Source organism: Mesorhizobium sp. LNJC394B00 (genome assembly GCF_000502555.1).
GTDB lineage: Bacteria > Pseudomonadota > Alphaproteobacteria > Rhizobiales > Rhizobiaceae > Mesorhizobium.
The window spans coordinates 96,736-118,314 of the sequence record NZ_AYWH01000010.1; the positions used below are offsets into that span (position 1 = coordinate 96,736).

At 61.2% G+C, this 21,579-nt stretch carries 17 protein-coding genes; 13 read left to right on the forward strand and 4 right to left on the reverse strand.

Translation table 11 applies throughout. The features are described 5' to 3' along the window. Position 1 precedes the first annotated feature (1 nt). Positions 2-1,246, forward strand: a complete 1,245-nt coding sequence (locus X751_RS138960) for a glycosyltransferase (RefSeq protein ID WP_023698114.1) — start codon at positions 2-4, stop codon at positions 1,244-1,246. Beyond that, entirely contained in the window at positions 1,243-2,391 is a 1,149-nt protein-coding gene (locus X751_RS138955) for a glycosyltransferase family protein (protein ID WP_023745919.1), read from the forward strand. The genes X751_RS138960 and X751_RS138955 overlap by 4 nt, the downstream gene beginning before the upstream one ends. On the opposite strand, the gene X751_RS138950 is transcribed toward X751_RS138955, so the two are convergent. Beyond that, the gene (locus X751_RS138950; RefSeq protein WP_084558320.1) at positions 2,369-3,040 is read right to left on the reverse strand and encodes a class I SAM-dependent methyltransferase; all 672 of its coding nucleotides are present in this window, start codon (positions 3,038-3,040) and stop codon (positions 2,369-2,371) included. The genes X751_RS138955 and X751_RS138950 overlap by 23 nt on opposite strands. Before the next feature lie 266 nt (positions 3,041-3,306). Here X751_RS138950 and X751_RS138945 point away from each other — a divergent pair, with 266 nt between their 5' ends. From X751_RS138945 to X751_RS138935, 3 genes are all read left to right on the forward strand, one after another. Continuing rightward, positions 3,307-6,021: an ABC transporter ATP-binding protein gene (locus X751_RS138945; protein WP_023706793.1), complete on the forward strand. Its 2,715-nt coding sequence runs from the start codon at positions 3,307-3,309 to the stop codon at positions 6,019-6,021. 34 nt (positions 6,022-6,055) lie between these two features. Beyond that, a complete protein-coding gene (locus X751_RS138940; protein WP_023672144.1) occupies positions 6,056-6,523 on the forward strand; it encodes a cyclic nucleotide-binding domain-containing protein in 468 nt (155 codons plus the stop codon). Positions 6,524-6,634: 111 nt separating this feature from the next. Next, complete coding sequence (locus tag X751_RS138935) at positions 6,635-7,489, forward strand: MBL fold metallo-hydrolase (RefSeq protein WP_023692895.1); 855 nt, start codon at positions 6,635-6,637, stop codon at positions 7,487-7,489. Position 7,490: 1 nt separating this feature from the next. Here the strand turns inward: X751_RS138935 and X751_RS138930 are convergent, their stop codons facing one another. Both X751_RS138930 and X751_RS138925 read right to left on the reverse strand, forming a co-directional pair. Continuing rightward, a complete protein-coding gene (locus tag X751_RS138930; RefSeq protein WP_023685073.1) occupies positions 7,491-8,249 on the reverse strand; it encodes a polysaccharide deacetylase family protein in 759 nt (252 codons plus the stop codon). Continuing rightward, positions 8,246-9,334 carry a glycosyltransferase family 4 protein gene (locus tag X751_RS138925; RefSeq protein WP_023685074.1) on the reverse strand — a complete coding sequence of 363 codons (1,089 nt, stop codon included), beginning with the start codon at positions 9,332-9,334 and terminating at the stop codon, positions 8,246-8,248. Before X751_RS138925 ends, X751_RS138930 begins: the two co-directional genes overlap by 4 nt. 74 nt (positions 9,335-9,408) lie before the next feature. On the opposite strand from X751_RS138925, the gene X751_RS138920 reads away from it, so the two are divergent. From X751_RS138920 to X751_RS138890, 7 genes are all read left to right on the forward strand, one after another. Next, complete coding sequence (locus X751_RS138920; protein WP_031196755.1) at positions 9,409-10,587, forward strand: DUF3095 domain-containing protein; 1,179 nt, start codon at positions 9,409-9,411, stop codon at positions 10,585-10,587. Between the two features lie 303 nt (positions 10,588-10,890). Then, complete coding sequence (locus tag X751_RS138915) at positions 10,891-12,231, forward strand: adenylate/guanylate cyclase domain-containing protein (protein WP_023672139.1); 1,341 nt, start codon at positions 10,891-10,893, stop codon at positions 12,229-12,231. Between the two features lie 151 nt (positions 12,232-12,382). Next, positions 12,383-14,278, forward strand: a complete 1,896-nt coding sequence (locus X751_RS138910) for an ABC transporter ATP-binding protein (RefSeq protein ID WP_023745921.1) — start codon at positions 12,383-12,385, stop codon at positions 14,276-14,278. Then, positions 14,275-16,173: an ABC transporter substrate-binding protein gene (locus X751_RS138905; protein ID WP_023740137.1), complete on the forward strand. Its 1,899-nt coding sequence runs from the start codon at positions 14,275-14,277 to the stop codon at positions 16,171-16,173. Before X751_RS138910 ends, X751_RS138905 begins: the two co-directional genes overlap by 4 nt. Before the next feature lie 2 nt (positions 16,174-16,175). Next, positions 16,176-17,174, forward strand: coding sequence for an ABC transporter permease (locus X751_RS138900; RefSeq protein WP_023672136.1), 999 nt, complete (start codon positions 16,176-16,178; stop codon positions 17,172-17,174). After that, positions 17,171-18,352: an ABC transporter permease gene (locus X751_RS138895; protein ID WP_031193182.1), complete on the forward strand. Its 1,182-nt coding sequence runs from the start codon at positions 17,171-17,173 to the stop codon at positions 18,350-18,352. The genes X751_RS138900 and X751_RS138895 overlap by 4 nt, the downstream gene beginning before the upstream one ends. A 147-nt stretch (positions 18,353-18,499) precedes the next feature. Next, positions 18,500-18,979, forward strand: a complete 480-nt coding sequence (locus X751_RS138890) for a class I SAM-dependent methyltransferase (RefSeq protein ID WP_023672134.1) — start codon at positions 18,500-18,502, stop codon at positions 18,977-18,979. Positions 18,980-18,994: 15 nt separating this feature from the next. Here X751_RS138890 and X751_RS138885 read toward each other — a convergent pair whose 3' ends face one another. Next, complete coding sequence (locus tag X751_RS138885) at positions 18,995-20,410, reverse strand: adenylate/guanylate cyclase domain-containing protein (RefSeq protein WP_023685078.1); 1,416 nt, start codon at positions 20,408-20,410, stop codon at positions 18,995-18,997. A gap of 301 nt (positions 20,411-20,711) precedes the next feature. Here X751_RS138885 and X751_RS138880 point away from each other — a divergent pair, with 301 nt between their 5' ends. Further along, positions 20,712-21,533, forward strand: coding sequence for a hypothetical protein (locus X751_RS138880; protein WP_023745922.1), 822 nt, complete (start codon positions 20,712-20,714; stop codon positions 21,531-21,533). The last annotated feature ends 46 nt before the right edge of the window (positions 21,534-21,579 follow it).

A 21,579-nucleotide genomic window follows, 5' to 3' on the forward strand; every position in this document is an offset into this window, starting at 1 on the left:
GTTGCAACACCGCAAGATCGTCGTGGTTCTGAAGGGCTACCCGCGGCTGTCGGAAACCTTCATCGCGCAGGAGCTGCTCGGTCTGGAGCGTGCGGGGTTCGACCTGATACTTTTCGCGCTCAGGCGGCCGACCGACGCAAAACGTCATCCCGTGCATGACGAGATCAAGGCCCCCGTCCATTATCTGCCGGAATATCTGCACAGAGAGCCGCTGCGCGTGCTTCGGTCGCTGTTTGCCTGTCTGCCGCGGCCTGGCTTCTGGCGCGCGCTCAAATCGCTCGCTGCCGATATCCGCCGCGACTTTACCCGCAATCGCGCGCGGCGCTTCGGGCAAGCGCTGGTGCTGGCGGCCGAATGGCCGCAAGATGCCGGATGGCTGCATGCCCATTTCGCGCACACGCCGGCATCGGTGACGCGCTATGCCAGCCAGCTTCGTGGCTTGCCCTGGAGCTGCTCAGCCCATGCCAAGGACATCTGGACGTCGGCGGACTGGGATCTGGCCGGCAAGCTTTCCTCGGCGCGCTGGACGGTCACGTGCACGAAAACCGGCTTCGACCATCTGAAAAAACTCGCCAACGGCAGTTCGTCCGTGCATCTGAGCTATCATGGGCTCGACCTTGACCGCTTCGGCAGTTTCGGCGAGGCGCGAAAACAGCGTGACGGCTCGGCGCCGGCCGAACCTGTCATCATCCTGAGTGTCGGACGCGCCGTTGAAAAGAAAGGCTATGATACGTTGCTGGAGGCTCTTGCCCTCTTGCCTGGCGATCTGGCGTGGTGTTTCGAGCATATCGGTGGCGGCGAGGAACTGAAACGGCTGAAGGCGCTGGCGCAAAGGCTCGGACTGGAGGGGCGCGTCTCCTGGAAAGGCGCGCTGGCGCAGGAGGAGGTGCTTGAGCACTACCGCAGCGCCGACATCTTCGCTTTGGCCTGCAGGATCACCGCGGATGGCGACCGGGACGGCCTGCCGAATGTTCTGGTGGAGGCGGCCAGCCAGCGGCTTGCCTGCGTGTCGACCGATATTTCCGGCGTGCCGGAGCTTTTATCGTCGGATGAAACCGGGCTGCTGATTCCCTCGGAAAACCCGACTGCCCTGGCACAGGCGCTGGAGCGCCTGATCCGCGATCCCGTCCTGCGCGCCCGCCTCGGCGACGCCGCGGAGCGGCGCGTGCGAAGCAATTTCGACCATGTGGCAGGCATTGGACAGCTCAAGGAACTGTTCGAGCGGGAGTGGCGGGCCGCCGAATGAAGCGGCTGCGCGCTTTCTTCTATGTTCAGCACCTGCTCGGCATCGGCCATCTCGCGCGCGCCAGCCGCATTGCGGCGGCTCTGGTCGATGACGGGTTCGACGTCACCGTCGTGACCGGCGGAGCGCCGATCGCGGGATTTCCGGGATCGGGTGTAAAATCCGTGACCCTGCCGCCTGTCACCTCCGGTGACGAAGGATTTTCCGGACTTGTCGACCTGCAGGGCAAAGCCATCGACGATGATTTCAAGAGGCGGCGCTCAGAGATGCTGCTGCAGGCTTTCCGGGATTACAGGCCCGACATCGTCATTATCGAGGCGTTTCCCTTTGGACGCCGGCAGATGCGTTTCGAACTCTTGCCACTGATCGAGGCCATCGAAGCGACATCGCCCAGACCGCTGCTGGCGGCGTCCGTCCGCGACATCCTTCAGGAGCGCGTGAAGCCGAGCCGAAACGAAGAAACGGTCGATCTCGTCAACAGGCATTTCGATCTTGTCATGGTCCATGGCGATCCGGCTTTCGCAACCATCGACAAGACATTTCCGCTGGCTGGGGCGATCAGGGCCGAGGTCGCCTACACCGGGCTCGTTGCTGCGCCGCCGGCGCAAGCGGCCTCAGAGCGCTTCGACGTTCTGGTGTCGGTTGGCGGCGGGGCGGCCGGAAAGAGCCTTGTCAGATCCACCGTCGCGGCGGCGCGAAATGCCGACAACGCCTGGACATGGTGTTTGATCACCGGCCCAAACCTGCCGAAGGACGAGTTTGACGCGATTTCACGCGATGCCTCCCCACGCCTGTCCATCTTCCGGTTCCGCGAGGATTTCGCCAGCCTGCTGACCGGCGCCCGCCTGTCGGTCTCGCAGGCGGGTTACAACACGGTCTGCGATGTCATGCGCGCGGGGTGTCGCTCGCTGCTCGTTCCATTTGCAGCCGGCGGGGAAACCGAGCAGACGCGTCGCGCTCTGATGCTCGAAGAGCTCGGTCTTGCAACGGTGCTGACGGAACAGGACCTGACGCCTGAAGGTCTGGCGCATGCGATCGAGCAGGCGCTTGCGGGACCGCCGCCAGCCGCGCATCGTCTCGATCTGGAAGGGGCGCGGCGCTCGGCGCAAATCCTGCGCGAGCGCTTCAAACAGTTCCAATCAGCATGAAGCGTGTATAATTTTTTGTCGGCAATTCGCCGGAGAACCTGATCTGCCGCAGCGCCGCCATGGCTTCGAAGGCTGCAAGTGACGCCACGCAGTTGATGTGCGTCGGCTCGCTGAAATAGTCGTTCGACTGCAGCAGGACATTCGTGCCCCGCGGAAGCAGGGCAAGCCAGGCGCTGAGATCGGCGATGTGTTCGCAGCTCGTATTGACCACCAGGTCGGGTCGGACGGCGCCATAGTCGAGTGCGTACATATCTGCCGTCAGTGCTTGAAACCGCTCGCCGGCTTGCCGGTTGAGTGTCCGGGCGACCGCGCCGACTTCGGGATCGATGTCGATGCTGTCGATCGCCCCGATGTCGAAGCGGGCGTCGTTGAAAAGCATCGCCGGCAATACGCCGTACCATCCACCCAGAACCCATATGCGTTCGAACCGGCCGCCGTCGCTTTCGAACAGCCTGTCAAGCGCCCACATCTTGCAGGCGACCTGCTTGTGGTTGAAGGCATTGGCGATATCGGCCTGCGGATGCTTGGCGATGACGCGCGCCAGCCCGGTCACGAGAGGGTGGTCGACATAGGCGGCAATTCCCCGCGTGAGGTCCAGGGCTTGCTCATGCCCATCCATGCCGGCATTGCGTGGTTGCGTGACATCCATCATATTCGTCTTCTATGTTGGGATTTCGGGCGACACAACGCAATCTTGCCTCATGCAAGGCTGTTCGACTTGCGGACGCGACTGTGCCGCAAGCCGTTTCGCCATTGCCCGGAGGCGGCCGATTGCATTTGTCCGGACCATCGGCGCCCATCCGCCTGGCGCGCAGCTGCCGCTTCGAGGTCTTCGGTGGCGGCGAAGACATGGCCGATACACCATTCGCCAGCAGGTGCCTTTACATTCCGCATCCTTCAAACTGACAATCGCATATGGAAACCAGCCTAGCCCGCTATATCTGGACGCACACCAGGAAGCAGCAGCTCTGGATATTGATGATCGTCGTGCTTTCGATGGTCCCGTATTTCATGTCGTTCGACCTGCCGAAGCTGATCGTCAACGGCCCGATCCAGGGCAAGGGGTTCGAGCAACCGGGCGCGACCCTGCCATTCATGCGGTTGCACTATAACCTGCCGTTCATCGGCGAGGTCCAGTTCTTCTCCGGTTTTCAACTGGACCGCACGTCGACGCTGCTTGCGCTCAGCCTTGTTTTCCTCTTGCTGGTCGTCATCAACGGCTTGTTCAAGCTCTACATCAACACTTACAAGGGCCGGCTCGGCGAACGCATGCTGCGGCGTATTCGTTTCGATCTGGTCGATCGTGTGCTGCGGTTTCCGCCGGTTTACTTCAAGCGGGTGAAATCCGCCGAAGTGGCGACCATGGTGAAGGACGAGGTGGAGCCGCTGGGCGGCTTCATTGGCGATGCCTTCCTGCAGCCGGTGCTGCTCGGCGGCCAGGCGCTGACGGCCATGCTGTTCATCATGGTCCAGAACGTCTGGCTCGGAATGATAGCGGTCGTGATCGTGGCGATCCAAATCGTGCTTATCCCGCGAATGCGGCGGCGGCTGCTCGTGCTCGGGCGCCAGCGGCAGTTGACGGCGCGCGCGCTTTCAGGCCGGGTTGGCGAAATCGTCGACGGCATCGGCGCGGTTCACGTCCACGATACGTCGAACTACGAGCGCGCCGACATAGCAGCCCGGCTCGGGCTCATCTTCAAAATCCGCTTCGATCTTTACCAATGGAAATTCATGGTAAAGTTCCTCAACAATTTTCTCGCGCAGCTCACGCCCTTTCTGTTTTACATGATCGGTGGCTATCTGGTCATCCAGGGGAGGTTGGATGTCGGCCAGCTCGTGGCCGTGATCGGCGCTTACAAGGACTTGCCCGGACCGATGAAGGAACTGATCGACTGGGATCAGGACCGGCAGGATGTCCAGGTCAAATATCAGCAGGTCGTCGAACAGTTCACCGTCGAGAATATCATCGCGCCGGAAATCGGAGCACTGACGGTCGACGATCCCGATCCGATGACCAAGCCGCTGTCGGCGGTCAGCCTGTCGATAGCCGACGATGGCGGCGCAATGCTCCTCAATCGCATCTCGCTCGAGGTCAAGCCGGGTGAGACGGTGGCGCTGGTCAGCACCGCAACAGGGGGAGCGGAGGCGCTTGCGGAAGCCTTTGCGCGGCTGACCTGGCCGGACAGCGGAAGGATCGTTTCGGGCTCCGATGACTTGCTTGATCTCCCCGAAGCCGTGACCGGCCGGCGCATGTCCTACGCTTCGTCGGATGTTTTCCTGTTCCAGGCAAGCCTGCGCGACAATTTGCTCTACGGTTTGAAGCATGCGCCGCTGACATCGGTGACATATGACGGCGCAGCGGCGGACCAGCACCGTTGGAATATCGACGAGGCGCGCCGGTCGGGCAATCCGGATCTCGATATCCGCAGCGACTGGATCAACTATGCCTCCGCCGGCGCCACCGGCCCGCACGACCTCTTCGAAGCCGTGCGCCGGGTGCTCGACGCGGTTCTTCTGTCGCGCGACATTCTGGATCTTGGCTTGCGCTCTTCGGCCGACCTCAAGCGCCACACGAAGCTTGCCGAGCGGATCGTCGAATTGCGTGCGGCGCTGCGAACCCGGTTGGAGGAAGAAGGCCTGAGCGCGCTGGTGGTTCCTTTTGAACCGGGCGCCTACAACAAGGAAGCGACGATCGGCCAGAACCTGCTCTTCGGCGCCGCGGCCGGCCCCGAACTGGCTCACAAGGCACTGGCGTCCAATCCCTATTTTGCTTCCGTGCTGAAGCAAGCCGGCCTCGACCGCACGCTCTACGAAATGGGCATGGAGATCGCCGAACAGGCGATCGAGCTGTTTGCCGACCTGCCGCCCGAACACCAGTTCTTCCAGCAGCTCGCCTTCATGAGCGCCGAGGAGATACCCGCCTACGAAACCTTGCTGCAACGGCTCAAGAATCGCCCCTACGATGCGGTTTCGGAGAACGACCGCGCCATGATGGTCACCTTAAGCTTTGCCTATATCGAGCCCCGGCATCGCTTCGGCCTGTTGACCGACGAGCTGATGAGCAAGATCATCGCTGCACGCAACCAGTTCTATGAAAACCTGCCGGCCGAGCTGGAGAAAGCTGTCGAACGGTTTGATCCTGCCAAATACATCGCCGCGGCCACCGTCATGGACAACGTCCTGTTCGGGCGTGTCGGCAACAACCATCCCGACGCGCCGGACCGTATTCGCTCCATCGTCTATGATATTCTTGACGAACTGGGACTTTATGCCGAGCTTCTGGATGTCGGCCTGGACTTCAACGTCGGCGCCGCCGGCAGGCGGCTGACCGGCGGACAGCGACAGAAGCTCGATGTTGCCCGCGCCTTGCTCAAGCGTCCCGATTTCCTCATTCTCAATCGGCCGCTGTCGGCGCTCGACCAGCGCGTGCAGGACAAAGTGTTGCGGAATGTGCTCGACGAAGCCAGACGCGACGGCCATTCGCCGGCAATTGTGTGGGTGGTGACGAATCCGGCAATGGCGGCGATGTTCGATCGGGTTGTGGTCTTTGACTCAGGCCAATTGGTGGAAGACGGAACACACGAGACACTCTTGGCGGGAAACGGTATCTTCAAGGAACTTGTGTCATAGTCTGGCAAACGCGAATTCAGGAAGGTTTGCGACAATGCTGCTCAAGGATGAAGTTGGAATGCTGCAACGCGTTCCCTTGTTCTCTGGCATCGAGCCGACAAAGCTCAAGCTGCTCGCGTTCACGTCCGATCGCGTGAACTACAGTGCCGGCCAGATTCTTTTCCGGCAGGGCGACGAGGCAGACGCCGCCTATGTCATCCTTTCGGGCAGCGCGGATATTCTGGTCGATTCCGACAATGGGCCGATCAAAGTTGCTGAATTGCTGCCAAATTCGATCGTTGGCGAGATTGCCATATTGTGCAACAGCTCCCGTACTGCCACCGTCAAAGCGGCAAGTGAGCTGGAGGCCTTGAGAATCCGCAAGGACCATTTCCTGAGGCTTATGAAGGAGTTTCCCGAAATGACCATCGAGATATTGCGGGTTCTTGCCGATAGGCTAAGCAGTACGACCGCGGACCTGATCGACGCACGAACGGCCGAGAGCGATTCACAGTTGCACTGAAGCGGCGAGCCGCTCTGTTTCTTTGTTTTGATGCAGTTTCCGGAACCGTGTCACACCTTTCCTGGAACGACTCTGGCAGCAGTTGGTTGGCTACGATGGGCGAAAGGGTGCATGGACGACGATTTCTTCCTTGTCAGGTTTTGGGGCGTGCGCGGCAGCATTGCGGTGTCGGGGCCAGAATTTGCTCGCTATGGCGGCAACACGATCTGCATCGAGATGCAATGCGGCAAGCATACGCTTCTGTTCGACGCGGGCTCCGGCTTGCGGCCTGCCGGCAGGACGCTTCGGGCGGCGGGCGTCACCGATTTCGACCTGTTTTTCACCCATTGCCATTACGATCACATCATCGGGCTGCCGGCTTTCAAGCCTATTTATGAACGAGGCATCAAAGTTACGCTTTGGTCCGGGCATCTGGCTGGACGCATGACGACGCGGCAGATGGTCGATGAATTCATTCGGCCGCCATGGTTTCCGGTGACACTCGGTGTCTGCAAGGCGAGCCTCGACTGCCGCGATTTCGCATCCGGAGACCTGCTTCGGCCACGCGAAGGAGTTGTTGTACGAACCGGTAGTCTTACCCATCCGGGCGGCTGCATCGGCTACCGGGTCGAATGGGGGGGCCGCGTCGTGGCGGTCATCACAGACACCGAGCACGAGCCGGGCAAACTCGACCAGGCGGTGCTCGGCCTGATCAGAGATGCCGACCTCGTCATTTACGACTGCACCTACACCGAGGAGGAAATGGAGCGCTACCGCGGCAACGGGCACTCGACATGGCAACAGGGCGTCAAGCTCTGCGAGGCGGCCGGCGCGCGCGGGCTTGCGCTGTTTCACCACGATCCGGCACGCACCGACGATGAGCTGGACGAGATGGAGAAACTGGCCAAGGACAGGTTTGCCGGCGCTTTTGCGGCGCGGGATGGCCAGACGCTCACATTCCCAACTTCAGTGAACAAAAAGCGCTGAGCTATTTTCCGGCGCTGCGTTCGGTCAATGTGCTGATCGGAAGCCATGCGCAGGCTTCGGTCCGCGCGGTGATCGTGAACAGCCGTTCGAGGAAAAGCCATGCCGATTCATCATGGACGAGATGGTGGGTGAGCAGGCCGACCGGTTCGCCGCCGTCGAATGCACGCTGCAATTGCGCGACGATGGCCTGAACCAACAGACCATGATCGCGGCAGCCGCGCGTGCCATGCCAATCCATGATGTCGACATTGCTGTTGATGACCGCCAAGGAAGCCGGCCTTGGCGGCCCGAACACCGACAATGCCGCAAATCCTATCGATCCGAGGTCGGGTACCAGGCCGGCGTCGATCCGGTTCCAGGGCGGCACCAGCATCGGAACCGCACGTGCGCCGTGCAGGCCGGTTACACGCGACAGCCCGCCGGCCAGCTCATCCAGCACCACCTCGCGTGGCCGATGCGCGCCGAGCTCCTGCTTTTTTTGACCCTCGGGCGCATGATTTCGGTGCGCCCAGCCATGAATGGCGACCGTGGCATGCGGCGCGGCGTCAAGCCGGACGACAAGCTTCCCGTCGGTCTGGGCCGGAATGACGGCCAGAGTGACCGGAACCGCGAAGTCACCGGTGAGGTCGAGCAACCGATCGAGCGCCGGCGTCGGATCCACGGCGTCGTCGTCGCGCAGCCAGAACTCTGCCTTGCGGCCCCACCGTTGCCGATGCGCCAGCTCGTCAACCAGAGGCTGCCAAATCGGGTCGGACGTCATGACAACGGGATCATCTTGAGAAGTTCCGCCAGACGGGCCTTTGCAGCACCGAGAGAGCGTTCTTCGAGAACGAAACGTCTGGCCTCTGCAGCCATGATGGTTCTTTCGTCATTATTGGCCAGAAGCCTTGCGATGGCCGAAGCGAACGCCCCCACATCGCCCGGCGGGGTGAGAAACCCGGTCTGGCCATGCCGCACGACCTCCGGCACGCCGGCAATGTCCTGAGCCACCACCGGAAGGCCGGCGGCCTGTGCTTCAAGATAGGCAATGCCATAGGCCTCGCCGTAACCCGGCCAGACGTAGATTCCCCCGCGATAAAGGACATCCGGCACGGCGGCAGGCTCGATGGCGCCAAGCCATTCGATACGGTCGGCGGGCAAGCCGGCGAATTGCGCCTTTACCTCGTCACGGGCAGGTCCGTCCCCGACGACCGATAGCGTCCAGGGGAGATGGCCGATCAACCCGAGCGCCTGCGCCAGCATGCGATAGCTCAAGACCTTGTCGCCCGGGCGCATCATGGCGACGGTCACGAGGCGCGTCGGATAATCCAGTACCGGCATTTCGTGGAATGCCGATGTGTCGATGAAGGGTGAAAGCATACCGAGAGCGGCGTGGGGGACAGCATCCGCCAGCCCCTGGCGATCCCTTTGCGTGAAGCAGATGTTCAGCGCCGCCTGTTCGATGGCTCGCGCGACCAATGCTTGGCTATCGGCCCACGAACCGGCGTTGCGCCGTTCGGAATAGGAGGCTTCGGCCGTCACATAGGGGACGGCAAAGGCCAACGCCAGCTCGGGCCCGATCAGGTCGGGCGCCTTGTAGTAGGGATGATAGGAGAACCAGAGATCGGGCTTGCCGTCACGGTCCCAAAGCCTTGTCAGTCGCGCGGCTTCGTCCCGGGCCTCGATCATGAGCGCATCGAAACTTTTCGGTTCCGGCTGGCGTAGATAGAAGCGCAACTCCGATGCCAGTTCGACGCTATGCCCGCCATGCTGCAGCGCCTGGACCAGCATCCGTGCCATCTGGCGGTCGCCGGAGACAACGGGATGATTGGGCGACTTCAGCGGGGCGTAGAAGGCAATTCGCATCGCGCGATCCTATCATCGCAAAGCCTGCCCAAGTCAATTTCGAGGCATGATCGACTTCACCTTCAAGCGCAGGAATGTGCTATCTGATGCTTATGGAAACAGCAGTCGCGTCCGACCCGTTCGTCGCTTCTTTGCCGGTCTTCGCAAAGTTCGAAAGCGTTGCCGATATCGACAACTATCGGCCTCTCCCCGATGGCTGGGCGCTGGCCACCGCCGACATCGTCGGCTCGACCAAGGCGATCGAGGCCGGGCGCTACAAAACCGTCAATATGGCCGGCGCCAGCGTCATTTCGGCGCTGCTCAATGCACTGGGCCGGCAAGATCTTCCCTTCGTCTTCGGCGGCGACGGCGCGCTCGTGGCGTTTCCCGGCTCGGCGCTGGAGATCGCCCGTAACGCGCTGGCTTCTGTCCAGAGATGGGTGGCGGACGAACTGGACCTGACCTTGCGTGCCGCAATCGTGCCGATAAAGGACATAAGAGCGCAAGGCCTCGACGTTCGCGTGGCGAGGTTCCAGGCCTCCGAAGCAGCCTTCTATGCCATGTTCGCCGGCGGCGGCGGCAGTTGGGCGGAAGCCGAAATGAAAGCCGGGCGCTACCGCGTCGACCCCGCCCCGGCCGGCGCGCGGCCGGATCTGACCGGCCTCTCCTGCCGCTGGAACCCGATCGAAGCCCGGCATGGCGAAATTGTCTCGATCATAGCCGTGCCGGGGGCATCGCGCGACTTGCGTGGTTTCCAGTTTCTGGCTTCCGACATCATCGCCCTTGCCGGCAGGCAGGAGCGCGATGGCCACCCGGTGCCGGTGGACGGTCCGGCCTATAGTCTCTTGCCCGCCGGTCTCGATGTCGAGGCACGGGCCACGGCGCCGCCGGGGCGGCGGTGGCTGGCCAAGCTGTGGGTGATCTTCCTGATGACGCTTACGGCCGTCACCGACAAATTGGGCTGGACGATCGGCGGTTTCGACCCGAAGGTCTACAAGCGCGAGGTGGCCAGCAATTCGGATTTCCGCAAGTTCGACGACGGCTTGAAGATGACCATCGACGTCGACGCGGATGTGTTGCAGCGGATCGAGAACCGGCTGAAACAGGCGGAAGAGGCCGGCATCTGCAACTATGGCCTACACCGCCAGAAGTCGGCCTTGATGACATGCCTCGTCATCTCGCCGCTGCAGCGCGATCATGTTCACTTCATCGATGGCGCCGCCGGCGGCTATGCAATGGCTGCCGCAAGCCTGAAGGCGAAGGCGCCGGTCTGACGACGGCTTGGGGAAATCGATTTTCCGCAATGCGCCTCGGCCATGGTTCTTGAGACCCGGCGAGCCCGACGGTGCCTGAGCCGACCAATTTTTTGCGCGATGTCAGGATCGGGATTGCACTTCGCCGGCAGCCTCGCCACATAGTGTCGCAGGTGATTTGTGCGGTCGACGTCTGCTTGCTTCCTGCAAGGACAGTCATTTGGGATATTCTTCGCCGGCTTCTGCCCCCGAAGCCGGCTTCATTGACTTCGAGAATTTGCGGATCAAAGGAGATGGCTCGTCTTCGACGGGTTTCGAGATAGCATGAGCACAGCGCAAGCAGAAATTTCCAACATTCTCATGGATAAGGTTGCCGATTGGCTGACCCAATCGGCGTTGGCGGGCGACGACCTGGAAACATTGGTCAAGGGTTTTTGTGAACGGCTGGCTGCTGCCGGCCTGCCGCTGAAGCGGGTGCATTTGAGCTTTTCGATGCTGCATCCGCTTTATGACGCGCTCGGTTTCACCTGGATTCGCGGCCAAGGCCTGGAAGTGGAAGGCTTCCGGAGTGAGAACGGCGTCCATTCCGACAGATTCCTGACCAGCCCATACTACCATCTGCTCAGCAACAAGCTCGACCATCTGCGGCGCCGGCTCGACCCGTCGGTGCGGTCGGAGTTTCCTGTTTTCGATGAGCTCAGGCTTATGGGCGTCACCGATTACATGGCTTTCGTCCATCCCTTCAACGGCGATACAAGTCAGGGCATGTTGGGGTCCTGGTCCACCGACAGTGCTTCAGGCTTCAGCGACAGCATGATTTCGGCGCTGCTGCGGATCCAGAACCATCTCGCTATAGCAAGCAAGATGGCGGTGCTCACCAAGCTCGCCGACAACATGATGACCACGTATCTCGGCGGTGACGCCGGCAGGCGCGTGCTGGACGGCCAGATCAAGCGCGGCGAGGGCGATACAATCCGGGCCGCGCTGGTGATGGGCGATATGCGCGGGTCGACAAGGCTCGCCGAAACCTCCGGCCGCGAAGTCTATATCGATACGCTGAACCAGTTTTTCGATGCCATCGCAGCACCTTTCAATCGCAAAGGCGGGCAGATCATGAGTTTCCTGGGGGATGGATTCATTGCCGTCTACCCCTGCGAAAGGCACCGCGCGCAGTCAGAGATCGCCTGCCAGGCTGCTCTTGCGGCTGCGCACAAGGCCAGCATGCGCATGATGGAGCTCAATCTGCGCAGAAAAGAGCAAGGACTGGGCGATATAAAATTTGGTATCGGCCTGCATGTCGGCAATGTGATGTTCGGCAATGTCGGGCTTACCGACCGACTCACATTCTCCGTCTTCGGCTCGGCTGTAAACGAGGTCCAGCGTCTCCAGACCCTCACCAAGAAATATCCGCACAGCGTTCTCGCCAGCAAGGACTTCGCCGGTTATTGCGGGGCCAACAGTTGGCTGACGCTCGGCGAGGAGGAACTGGCGGGCAGCAAGCAGAAGCTGACGGTGCTTTCACCCGATCTGTCGGGTGCTCTCGCACTCGATGAAGACGCTGCGCTGCAGCCGTTTCACGATCGGATATCGGACGCCGAGCAGGTCATGCTGCTTCATCGCGATGCCGCGCGGCTGTCGGCGGGCGACCGGAGGAAGCTCCAGTAGTCACCACCATCCGATCTGGACGCCCTGGTATGCTGTCCGGCCGCCGGTCGCCGGGGAATTCGTTTCGAATCCAAGTTGCTCTGCGCTGACAATGCGCTAGTCTTGCTTTTTGGGGCCGGTCGGGAGGCGCCAGATTGGGGCTGGTGTGGGAATGGATGCAGGCGTTGATCTGCTGCGGATCGAAGATGTTGGCATCTCTTTTGCCATTGTCGGGGGACCGTTGCATGCCGTCAGGCGGGCAAATCTTCGCGTCCTGCCCGGCAAGGTCACCGCACTTGTCGGTGAGTCCGGTTCCGGAAAATCGGTTCTCAGCCAGGCGGTGATGGGCATCTTGCCGAACACGGCCCATGTTCGCGGCCGTATCCTGTTTTCCGATCCCAAAAAGCCCGGCACGACGCAGGATATCCTGCAGATGCCGCGAGACGGACCCGAAATCCGGGCGTTGAGAGGCAGCCGCATCGGCAAGATCTTTCAGGAGCCGATGACATCGCTGTCGCCGCTGCACACGATCGGCAACCAGGTCAGCGAATCCCTGCAGATTCATACGCACATGGACCGGACGGAGCGCAAGGCACGGACCGAGGAAATGCTCGGCCTCGTCGGGTTTCCCAATCCCAAGCGCGCCTACGACATGTATCCGTTCGAACTTTCGGGAGGATTGCGGCAACGCGCTATGATCGCCATGGCGCTTATCTGCCGGCCCGCTCTGTTGATCGCCGATGAGCCGACAACGGCGTTGGACGTCACCATCCAGGCGCAAATCCTGCAATTGCTTCGTGGACTCCAGACCAAGCTCAACATGGCAATGCTGCTGATCACACACGACCTCGGCGTGGTTGCCAATGTCGCCGACGAGGTGGTCGTCATGTACCATGGCGAGATCATGGAAGCGGGCCCTGTGGAGGCAATATTCCGCCGGCCAGGCCACCCTTACCTGAAGGGCCTCATGGCAGCCGTTCCGCATTTCGACCTGAAGCCTGGCGAAAGGCTGAAGGCGCTCCGCGAGGTGCCGGTGAATGTCGGGACCCTGCTGGGCAAGCAGACGGCGCCGGAAGCGAAAGGGCCGGACGACATTCTGCTGTCGGTCAGGGATCTGAAAAAGGTCTACACCATCCGCAACTCCGGATGGTTCAGCGGGAGCAATCAAACCTCTGTTCGCGCCGTGGACGGCGTGAGCTTCGACATCAGGCGGGGTGAGTGCCTGGGCCTGGTTGGCGAAAGCGGCTGCGGCAAAACCACCGTCAGCAAGATCCTGATGCGGGCCGTCACCCCTACCGGCGGCTCCGTGATCTTCAACGGCCGCGACGGACCGATCGACGTCCTGGAAGCAGAGGGAGACGCCCTGCGCTTGCTGCGGGCGAAACTCCAGATGGTCTTCCAGGATCCGGTTTCGTCGCTTTCGCCTCGCATGACAGTGGAAAACATCTTGAGCGAGCCGCTGGAAATCCATCAACGTGGCAATGCCGCGTCCCGGCTAGCCACAGTCAAGAGCCTGATGCAGGCAATCGGGCTCGATCCGCGCTTCATCCAGCGTTATCCCCACAGCTTCTCCGGCGGGCAGCGTCAGCGTATCGGCATTGCGCGCGCGTTGGCGCTGGGGCCTGAGCTGCTGATCTGCGACGAGCCGGTTTCGGCGCTCGATGTCTCCGTGCAGGCGCAGATCCTGAACCTTCTGAAGGACCTGCAGAAGGAACTGGGCCTGACCTACCTGTTCATATCCCACAATCTTGCGGTGGTGGACTACATGGCGGACCGCATCGCTGTGATGTGCGGCGGGCGTATCGTCGAGCTTGCACCGCGCGAAATTCTGCTCAGGAAACCGATCCACCCCTACACGCGCTCACTGCTCGCCGCAGTCCCCTTCCCTGATCTCGACCGGCCGATGGATTTCAAGATGCTGAACCTCGGCGGCGCTTCCGACACCAGCGCATGGGGACCGCAATTCCACGACGAGGGTGAGGAGGATACGCTGTCGCCGATCGATCTTGGCGGCGGCCACCTCGTGCTGGCCCGACGTTCGGCCGATATCAGCGAGCTACGCCATTGATCAGTCGTCGCACCGTCCTTGGACTGATGGCTTCGGCACTTCTTCCGGGCACGGCGCGTGCCGGAGATCTGGAGCCGGATTTTCTTCAGCCGCAGCTGACGGCCAAGGCGTTGCCGGCACTCGCTGAGCGCTTGCCCAAGAGCCCGCGCGCGTTGAACCTCGCTGCGATGGGCCGGCAGCCCGGCCAGTATGGCGGCACGCTGCGTACGATCATCGGCAGCCAGAAAGATATCCGGATGATGACGATCTACGGGTATTCCCGGCTGGTCGGTTATGACGAAAAACTTAACTTGCATGCCGACATTCTCGAAAGTTTCGACGTAGCGGATGATCGCATCTTCACTTTCAAGATACGGGAAGGCCATAAATGGTCCGACGGCAGCCTGCTGACGCCGGAGGATTTTCGCTATTGCTGGGAAGATGTCTGGCTGAACGATGAGCTTTCGCAAGGGGGGCTCGCCCCGACCCTGCTGGCGGACGGCCAGCCGCCGCGCTTCGAGATCGTCGATCCGCTGACGGTGCGCTACAGTTGGGACGCGCCCAATCCCGACTTCCTGCCCAAGCTCGCTGCTGCCGCGCCGATATCGCTCGTTCTGCCGGCCGCCTATCTCAAGCAGTTCCACAAGAAATACCAGGATCCATTCCGGCTCGCCGGCCTGATGAAGGAGAACCGGGCCAAGAAATGGACGCTCCTGCATATCCGCATGTCGCGGCAGTATCGCCCAGAGAACCCGGAATTGCCGACGCTCGATCCCTGGCGGAACCGGACCAAGCCGCCAGCCGAGCAGTTTATCTTCGAGCGCAACCCGTTCTTTCATCGAATAGACGAGAATGGCCGGCAACTGCCCTATGTCGACCAGATCATCATGAATGTCAGCTCGTCGGCGATCATCTCGGCCAAGACCGGTGCGGGGGAGAGCGACCTGCAATGCATGGGAATTGACTTCAGCGATTACTCCTTCCTGAAGGATGCGGAGAAGCGCTACCCGGTGAAGATGCATCTATGGAAACGCACTCAGGGCTCGCGGCTGGCGCTGCTGCCCAATCTGAATTGTGCCGACCCGGTGTGGCGTGCCCTTTTGAGAGACGTGCGCGTGCGCCGCGCACTTTCGCTTGCTGTAGACAGGCGTGAGATCAACATGGCCGTGTTCTATGGATTGGCGCAGGAAAGTGCCGATACGGTGTTGCCGGAGAGCCCGCTCTACCGGCCGGAATACGCGAAAGCCTGGATCGCCCATGATCCCGACAAGGCCAATGCCCTGCTAGACGAGGTCGGGCTTCAGGCCCGTGACGATGACGGCGTGCGGATGCTTCCGGATGGACGCTCTGCGCAGATCATCGTGGAAACGGCCGGCGAAAGCACGCTGGAAACCGACGCGCTCGAACTTATCACCGATCACTGGCGCAAGATCGGCATCGCTTTGTTCATCCGGACTTCGCAGCGCGACATCTTCCGCAGCCGCGCGCTTGGCGGCCAGATCATGATGTCGATGTGGTCGGGCATCGACAATGGCGTGCCGACCGCCGACATGAATCCGTACCAACTGGCCCCCACCATCGACGACCAATTGCAGTGGCCGCTCTGGGGTGCTCACTATCTGTCCCATGGCAAGATGGGTGAGGCGCCCGATCTTCCTGAAGTGGTCGAGTTGATGGCTTTGCTCAAGCGATGGAACGGATCGACCGAAGCCAGCGAGCGCGCCGAAATCTGGAACTCCATGCTGTCGATCTACACCGATCAGGTGTTTTCAATAGGCACGGTGAACGCAACGCATCAGCCGATTCTGGTATCCTCGCGGCTGCGCAACCTGCCTGACAAGGCACTTTTCGGCTATGACCCGACCTCCTATTTCGGTGTCTACATGCCGGACACATTCTGGCTTGGAGGCTCCTGAGCGTGCTTCGATATCTTGTCTGGCGCATCGCCGTGATGGTTCCAACGCTGCTGGTCATATCGGCGCTGGTGTTCACCATCATCGAACTTCCACCGGGCGATTATTTCGACAGCTATGTCGCTGAGCTTCGGGCCCAGGGCGAAGCGGTGGATTCCGACCGCATCCAGATGATGCGCAAGGAATATGGTTTCGACCAGCCGCCGGTCATTCGCTACTTCTACTGGGTGGGCGGGATGCTGCACGGCGATTTCGGCTATTCCTTCGAATATGAGCTGCCGGTTCGCGACGTCGTCGGCGACCGAATGTGGCTGACCGTGCTGGTTTCCTTCGTCACGATCATCTTCACCTGGCTCATCGCCTTTCCGATCGGCATGTACTCCGCCACGCATCAATACAGCTGGGGCGACTACGGCCTGACTTTCTTCGGCCTTCTCGGCCTTGCCATTCCGAATTTCATGCTGGCGCTGATCCTGATGTATTTCGCCAACATCTGGTTCGGCACGTCCATCGGCCACCTCATGGACCAGCAATATCTCGGCGAGCCGATGAGCTGGGCCAAGGCGAAGTCGATCCTCGCCCATCTCTGGATCCCGGTCCTGATCATCGGCACCGGCGGCACGGCGAGCATGATCCGGCGGCTGCGCGCCAATCTGCTCGACGAACTGCACAAGCAATATGTCGTTACGGCGCGCGCCAAGGGCCTGCATCCGTTCAAGGCGCTGGTCAAATATCCGCTGCGCATGGCGCTCAACTTCTTCATTTCCGACATCGGCTCGATCCTGCCGGCCATCATCTCCGGCGCTGAGATCACGGCTATCGTTCTGTCTTTGGAAACGACCGGGCCGATGCTGATCAAGGCGCTGCAAAGCCAGGATATGTATCTGGCAGGGTCATTCCTGATGTTCCTTGCCTTCCTGACGGTTATCGGCGTGCTGATTTCCGACCTGGCGCTGGCGCTGCTTGATCCACGAATTCGTTTGCAGGGTGGCAGCACCAAATGAAGCAGGACTCGCCGCTGCCCGCTCCGGGTGCTCCACTGCAACACTACATTTCCGGCGCGCCTTTCGACCTGCAGTCGGTCGAGGCGATGACGCCGGAGCAATCGAAGGTCTTTCAGGCATCGCAGTTGCGGCTGATGTGGTGGAAATTCCGCAAACACCGGCTTGCGCTTATATCCGGCATATTCCTGGCAGTGCTGTATTTAGGGATACTGATCTGCGAGTTCCTGGCGCCCTACAATCTGCACTCGCGCAACATGGACTACATCTATGCGCCGCCGCAGCACGTGCACCTGTTCCACAATGGCGAGTTCGTCGGGCCGTTCGTCTATGGCCGCCAGATGACGCTGGATATGGACACGCTCAAGCGGAACTACATCGAGAACCACGACGACGTTCAACGGCTCCGTTTCTTCTGCAAGGGCGACACTTATCGGTTCTGGGGCCTGATCGAAGGTGACAGGCATTTTGTCTGTCCTGCCGAAAACGGGCAGCTGTTTCTGGCCGGCACCGACAGGCTGGGGCGCGACGTGCTCTCGCGCATGATCTATGGCGCACGCATTTCACTGACTATCGGCCTCGTCGGCATCAGTTTCAGCTTCCTGCTCGGCATCGTCATCGGCGGACTGGCCGGCTATCACGGCGGTATCTTCGACTTGATCGTCCAACGGATAATCGAAGTCCTGCAATCGATTCCCAGCATTCCGCTATGGCTGGCCCTGGCGGCGATCATGCCGATAACGTGGAGTCCGATCCTGATCTATTTCGGCATCACCGTCATCCTCGGGCTGCTCGACTGGACCGGACTGGCGCGAGCCGTGCGTTCAAAGCTTCTGGCCTTGCGCGAGGAGGATTACGTTCTGGCCGCGCAGTTGATGGGCGCGGGGAGCAGCCGCATCATCAGGCGGCATCTCATTCCCGGCTTCATGTCGCATCTGATCGCGACGGCGACGCTCTCCATCCCTGGCATGATCCTGGGCGAAACGGCGCTGAGCTTCCTCGGGCTCGGCTTGAGGGCGCCGATAACCAGCTGGGGCATCCTGCTCACCGAGGCGCGCAGCGTCAGCGTGATCGCGTTCTATCCATGGCTGCTTTTGCCGATGCTGCCCGTCATCCTCGTCATCATGGCGTTCAACTTCCTCGGCGACGGCTTGCGGGACGCCGCAGACCCCTACAAGTGATATCGCTGTTCCACCGCCCGGCCTGCCGAACACTCCACCCGGTATGACGCTTGTCGGCGGCCGGTTGCGTTATTGCAGGGTTCGTCGTTCGCCTTTATATGCAGCAAGCCTCGATCGGGGCTGCTGGTTCAGGACACACAATCGCATATGAGTCGCCTCGATAATTTCATCAGCAGGATGACCGCGCAGCGCGACATTCTCAATCGAATCTGCCCCGAGGTGGCGAAGATGGAGGGGCTTGTGCTTGAGCTCGGCCTCGGCAATGGCCGGACATTCCACCATCTGCGCGAGCTTCTGCCCGGGCGCCGGATCGTGGTGTTCGACCGCGAAGTTGGCGCGCACACTAGCTCAATTCCCGAAGCTGAAAACCTCGTGCTCGGCGAAATACGCGAGACGGGCCGCAAGTTCATTGGCATCGAAGCCGCCCTTGTTCATGCCGACATTGGCACCGGCTATGACGATCGCGATGCAGTGACCGCTACCTGGCTTCCCGATCTGATTGCGAGCCTGCTTCGCGTCGGCGGCTTCGCGGTCAGTGGCACGCCGCTCGATCACCCGCTGCTGCAACACCTCCCGGCGCCCACTTCGGAGCCCGCCGACCGTTATTTCCTCTGCAAGCGCGTGTGAGCGGTAGAGAACTCTTCAGGGGATCGTATAAACCGCAATCTCCCGCTCGATGCCGCGCAGCGAGACCTCGTGCGGCACGGGCGTCAGCGCGTTCCTGTGCAACAGATCGGCGGTGAGATTATCGTCGACCACCGCACGCGTGGCGAAGATCGCCTGTGCGTTGGCGAGGTTCTGGACCCGCGAAGCAATGTTGACCGTCTGGCCGAAATAATCCTGCCGCTCGTTCATGGACACGGCTATGCAGGGGCCGGCATGAACACCGATCTTGAGCAGAAGGTCCTCGCGCCCGCTTTTGTCATTGAGCGCCCGCATGGCGTCGCGCATCCGCAGCGCCGCGGCAATCGCACGGTCAGGCGTCGCGAAGGTCGCCATCACCGCATCGCCGATCGTCTTCACAACCGCGCCTGCCTCCGCCGCGACGATCTCGTGCAGAACCTGGAAATGCTCGCGCACGAGATCGAAGGCTGAAAGATCGCCCACCCGTTCGTAAAGCTCGGTCGATCCGCGCAGATCGGTGAACAGGAAGGTCAGGCTGGTGATCTTCAGGCGCTGGTTGATGTCGAGCGTATCCGTGCGATAGAGATCCCGGAACGTCTGGTTGGTGAGCAGGCGCTTGGCGGTCACGAAGGGCCGGCGCTTGCCCAGGAAATCATGCAATACCGGGCAGGCGATGAAGACCGTCGGCAGCACGCGCGTGTCGGTCCTGTTTTCCAGCGAAATGCGCAATGGGCCGGGTTGCATCTCCAGCGTCTGGCTCTGGACATGGTCGCGGTCGAAGGCCAGAGAGAGGTTTCGCCGCTCTTTTGCCGGTTCGCCCTTCGCGTCGATGAACTGGGCCGAATGCGTGACCGGCTCGAAGACGATGATGAATTGGGGCGGAAGCTGGATGTGCAGAACCGCCTTTTCACCGGGCGCAAGCTCGATATCTTCCAGCGAGAACGCTTCCATCTTTTCCGCCAGATCCTCGTCCGGCAGATCGGCCCCGGACGCCCAGTAGATCTGGCGGTAATATTCCACCAACGGCAGTTCGTGTGGATTGTGGGCGGCAATCCTGCGCACGCGGGGACTGACGGTGAATGTCACCTCGACCATCTCGTCGAGGGTCGGCGAATAGCCCTGGGAGCACAGCGCGCAGGTGTATTCGTCCTTCTGCATGGTTTTCAGCGTGGCGTTGGTGTCGAGCACGCCGCCACAGCCGGGGCACAGAACATTCCAGGAAATGTCGAAGATGCCCACCCGCGCCGCATGGAGAAAGGCGCTTATGGTGCGTTCCTCGTCGAGGCCATGCTTGCTGGCGAAGGCGAGCGCATTGATGCGGCAAAGTTCGCGGTCCTTGCCCTCGGCGATGGTTTGCCGGATTGCGTCGATTGCCTGCGGATCGACATCGGTCGATTGCCGCAGAAGCGAGAACAGATCCTGAGCTTCGGTCATCGTGCAGGCTCCGGAAATTGCGCCGCTAGAGCATGATGCCGAAAAGTGTGAAGCGGTTTTCGGACGACATCATGCTCTATTTCCTGATTTAGAGGCGGATTCAGATTTCAGGTCGGACAGACCTGAAATCATCCGGCTCTAGGCGTGTTGGCCGGACCGATCTTCGACCCGAACGCTCCATCATACTGCGAAACGGACCGTACGGCCATTCGAATGGACAAGCCTGGTGACAGGTCAATTTCCATTTGTTGAATTCCAAACTATGATAGCCCATGGGGCATTCATCTCTGGGGTTTTCTCCATGCCGACACGCGACAACCCGCCATTTCCGGCGGCCCTTCGCCTTTTCTCGGCGGGGGTCATCATCGTCCTGATCGTTGGGGCCGGCCTGTTTTTCGCGCCTGCGCTGGTCAAGCCGCGCTGGCCCTGGGCCGTCACGCCGTTCAATGCCCGCTTCCTCGGCGGCTTCTACACCGCCGAAATGGCAGTGATGGCGGTGCTGCTGGTCTGGAATCGCTGGTCGCCCGGCAGGCTTGTGCTGGTCATGGCCTTCATCTTCACCGTCATCGTGTCGGCGGCTTCGTTCATCAACCTTGGCTATTTCAACTTCGAGCGCAAAGCCCCCTGGCTATGGTTTCTGGTCTATCTTGCGTCGGCCGCTGTATCCGCGCTGTTCCTGTGGCGGGCAAGGGCCCGCCCTTCTGCAAAAGGCGTGATCTTAAACCCCGCATGGCGCGCCTACCTACCGGTGGAGATGGCGATCCTCGGGCTCTACGGCGTCGGCCTGTTGCTGTTTCCCCTGACATTCGGTGGCTTCTGGCCGTGGCCGATCGATGCCTTCCACGCCCAGGTCTACAGCGCCATCTTCCTGGCGGGTGCAGGCGGCACCTATCTCGTCTGGAGAAGTGCGCCGCGCGAGGAACTGCTGGTGCTCGGCCTGGCGCAGTTTCTGGTTGGCCTGCTTGCTGTTCTTGGCCTCTTCATCACCGACGCCGCCGTGCACCGGATCGACTGGACGGCGGCCGGGACATTGTGCTGGCTCGCCCTTTTCGGCTGGATCGGCATCAGCGGTATCCTCAAACTCTGCGCCGCCCACCGGCATTTTGCCGCGCAATCGGCATAGGTCGCAGAGACGGCTGGATTTTCAGGTGACGTCCGGTGCATCGTGC